The 3385-nt window shown below is 39.6% G+C and carries 5 protein-coding genes; 2 read left to right on the plus strand and 3 right to left on the minus strand.

Features of this window, described 5'->3' with window-relative positions; genetic code table 11:
- Positions 1-118: 118 nt before the first annotated feature.
- Together ACOVQQ_RS06190 and ACOVQQ_RS06195 are read right to left on the minus strand one after the other, a co-directional pair.
- On the minus strand, positions 119-685 hold the full coding sequence (locus tag ACOVQQ_RS06190) for a YceI family protein (protein ID WP_094486895.1): 567 nt from the start codon (positions 683-685) through the stop codon (positions 119-121).
- Between the two features lie 8 nt (positions 686-693).
- Positions 694-1155, minus strand: a complete 462-nt coding sequence (locus ACOVQQ_RS06195; RefSeq protein ID WP_298148771.1) for a MarR family winged helix-turn-helix transcriptional regulator — start codon at positions 1153-1155, stop codon at positions 694-696.
- A gap of 83 nt (positions 1156-1238) precedes the next feature.
- On the opposite strand from ACOVQQ_RS06195, the gene ACOVQQ_RS06200 reads away from it, so the two are divergent.
- Both ACOVQQ_RS06200 and ACOVQQ_RS06205 read left to right on the plus strand, forming a co-directional pair.
- On the plus strand, positions 1239-1553 hold the full coding sequence (locus ACOVQQ_RS06200; protein WP_421817426.1) for a rhodanese-like domain-containing protein: 315 nt from the start codon (positions 1239-1241) through the stop codon (positions 1551-1553).
- A 79-nt stretch (positions 1554-1632) separates the two neighbouring features.
- Entirely contained in the window at positions 1633-1860 is a 228-nt protein-coding gene (locus tag ACOVQQ_RS06205) for a YgaP family membrane protein (RefSeq protein WP_421817427.1), read from the plus strand.
- On the opposite strand, the gene ACOVQQ_RS06210 is transcribed toward ACOVQQ_RS06205, so the two are convergent.
- Positions 1857-3245 carry a TolC family protein gene (locus tag ACOVQQ_RS06210; RefSeq protein ID WP_421817428.1) on the minus strand — a complete coding sequence of 463 codons (1389 nt, stop codon included), beginning with the start codon at positions 3243-3245 and terminating at the stop codon, positions 1857-1859. The two genes, ACOVQQ_RS06205 and ACOVQQ_RS06210, sit on opposite strands and share 4 nt — an antisense overlap.
- Between the last annotated feature and the right edge of the window lie 140 nt (positions 3246-3385).

A 3385-nucleotide genomic window follows, 5' to 3' on the forward strand; every position in this document is an offset into this window, starting at 1 on the left:
AATCTTTTAATCTTTTAATCTTTTAATCTTTTAATCTTTTAATCTTTTAATCTTTTAATCTCCAATAAAAAAGCCGATTTCCTTTCGAAAACCGGCTCTTTTGGACAAACATCAAGAATTAGTATTTCAACTTCGCGCTTAATTCAAACTCGTCGTTGATTGTTTTATCGCCCAAGTTGCTGAAGAAGCTTCCTGAACCGTATTTGATATCGTATTTAGTACGGTCTACGTTAAAGTTTGCCGTAGCTGTACCGTTAGCAACTTTCAATTCGAAGTTCACTGAATTTGTGATTCCTTTGATCGTTAAGTCAGCAGTTACAGAATAAACGCCAGCAGATTTCTCGCCGATTGATTTGAAAACCAATTTAGCCGTTGGGAATTTCTCTACACCGAAGAAATCTTCGTTTTTCAAGTGACCTTCCAAGTTCTCTTTACCTTGGCCTGGTTTTAAGTCGGTTACTGTGATCGACGTCATGTCAACCGTAAAGTTACCGCCAACTACTTTTGAACCTTTGAAGATAAGCGTTCCTTCTTTCAAGCTAACATCGCCTGAGTGCGAACCCGTAACTTTTTTACCTACCCAAGAAACGGTACTTGCTTTTACATCGACTTTTTTAGATTGTGCAACTGTTGTTGCTGTAGCGAATGCGAATAGGCTTAAAGCCAATAATTTGATTGTTTTCATTGTTAAAATTAAGTATTAAGATGGTTTAAAATATGTTCAATTTGGTTTGCGAAATGCTCTTTATCGCTTGAGCTGAGCTTTGAGAGCAATTCGGCTTCTTTTTGTGCGAGTATCGGATCTATTTGCTCGAGAAGTTCGAGTCCTTTAGCGGTGATACATACTTCTATTTTACGTCGATTTTCCTCGCAAACGGTACGTGTAACGAGTTCTTTTGCCAGCAGTTTATCGACCAAGCGCGTCGTGTTGCTTGTTTTGGAAATCATACGTTCCTGAATCAGGCACATGTTAGCAGGTTTTCCTTGTTGCCCGCGTAGAATACGCAACACATTAAATTGTTCTGCAGACAAATCGAACGATTTAAACTTAGTTGCCAAAGATTCGTAAAACGCATTTGCAAGACGCATTGTATTCACAATCAGTCGCTTGTCCTGATTTTGAATTTTACTAGCTTGTTGTGTTAACTCTTGCATATACAATATTTGTAGGTACAAATGTATAAACCTAAATTAGATTGTTTACTTTTGGTACGCTAAATTTTCGTTAAATAAATTTTATGGTAGCTCATCTCAATCAAGAAGACTGGCAAGCAAAGCTTTCAGAATCTACAAATGCTCAAATTATCGACGTTCGGACTGCCGAAGAAGTAGCCGAGGGCTACATTCCAGAAATGATTCATTTTGATATTTATGGAGGTCAGGAGTTTATTGCTGCGTTGGAATCGTTAGATAAAACGCGTCCGTACTTTGTATATTGCAAGTCTGGCGGCAGGAGTGCTCAAGCTTGTGATATTATGCAAGCGCTCGGATTTACTGAAACTTACAACCTCCTTGGCGGCTTTTCTTCTTGGACAGGACCAAAAGAAATTTAGTTTTTTTTCTTTTAATAGTCTGATTGTTAATATTTGTTTCTATTTTTGGGACGGTTCCCCAATTAACCAACCCATCACAATGAAAGCAAACCTAAGTTCAGGATCTCAGTGGAGACGTTCTATTCTTGCAGCTGCTTTAATCCTCTGCGCTTACTTTAACATTGCGGATAATTTTTCGGTCCAAATTGTTTTGTATATCGCCAGTATTTATTTGATTTTGACTGCTGTTTTTAAAGTTTGTTTGATTTACAAAGTTTTTGGAGTCAATGCTTCAAAACAGCGTCGCTCAGGTTCAGGAATGTATTAGTCTGGATTTGCCAACGTTTCAAACAACTTTGCATGCGCGGAAAGCAACCTATTCCTAACCGCGATTTCTGACAAACGACTGCTTATAAGCGTGTTCTCTCGGGTATTCAAAAGGAATAATGAACTTTCGCCTGCCTCAAATAATCGTATTTCTGCATTGAGCATTGTTCCGGTATCTCGAACTAATTCCCGCATCAGCGAAGCTTGCTTTTCTAGAGAAATAATTTCCGTTTGAGCTGCTTGAATTTTATTTTCTAACTGCCGCGTCTCAAACTTCAAAGACAAATTAGCATCCGTTAAAGCTAGTTTTGCACGCTGCAAGTTTCCGCGTTCTTTTCTTATAAATATTGGAAAATAGAAGTTGAATCCTACTTTATAGTCATCGAATCGCCTAGAAGCATCGAACGAGTCGGGCTGAAACAAGTAGCTATAGCCAAAATCGGCCCGTGGTAATAGTCGGTTAGCAGCCAATCGACGTTCAATTTCCAGCATTTTTACTTTGGTTTCGAGTGCTTGTACCTTAGGATGTTGGTTTAAATCAACGTTATTGGTGATCATTTCGTTGGTTTGTAAAACTTCCGAAATACGTTGTTCTGTATCGGGTTCTGGAATCATATCTTCAGCCAGTTCCAACGGTACATTGTTTTCAATCCAAAGGAAATTACTCAGTTCTAATCGGGCTTTAATTAGTTTTAGCTTGGAATCTTCTAAAGATAAATTTCGATTCACTACCACGATTCGCGCTTCCGTACTATCGATAACTGGTTTATCGCCTTCCTGAATCAAAATTTTGATACCGTCTAAACGAATTTTAGCATTTTTGGCAAATTCCTGATACAGCTCGTATTCGCGGTACTGCCGCTGCCAGCTGAAATAGGCTTCGGCTGCCTCCGACAATACAGCAGTAGCCATCAAATTTCGATCGGCGCGACTCAAGGTTTGTTGCAACTTCGCTTTCCGTAAGTCGGCCATGCGCTTGTTGATAAACAAATCTTGTGCAATCGGAATCGATATACCCACGTTCCCTAAACCTGTTGCTGGTACTAGGTTTTGCGGGTTTAAGTATTGTCCGTTATTGTCGTCGATTCCGGCTTTAATCTCTATTCCGTACCATGTCGGGATTTTAAACGTTCCGTTGAAAACATTGTAGTAGGTACTTCCTTTAAAATCTTTGCGCTCGAAATCGGCCTCCAAAACCGGATCAAAAGCGCCGCGTGCCGTCATTAACGCAGCTTGTGCAGCAGATATTTCTAAATCAGCACTTTTCACCAGAGGATGAAACTTGCGCACAAATCCCATGTATTCTTCAAACGACATGATTTTGGGATTATCCTGCGCAAAGGAAAGCTGTCCGATCAAAGCAAGCAGTAACAGTCGTACTTTCATTATTTACCGTCTTTTTTCGGAGTTGAAGAATTAGATTTAATATCAGAACTAGCGCCTTTGTAATAATTCGGTGGGAATCCGTTGAGGCGTCGCCAAATTTCAAACCAAACCGGCACCGTTTCCAATAAGGCAATGGTTTG

This window comes from Flavobacterium sp. (genome assembly GCF_049240005.1).
Taxonomy (GTDB): domain Bacteria; phylum Bacteroidota; class Bacteroidia; order Flavobacteriales; family Flavobacteriaceae; genus Flavobacterium.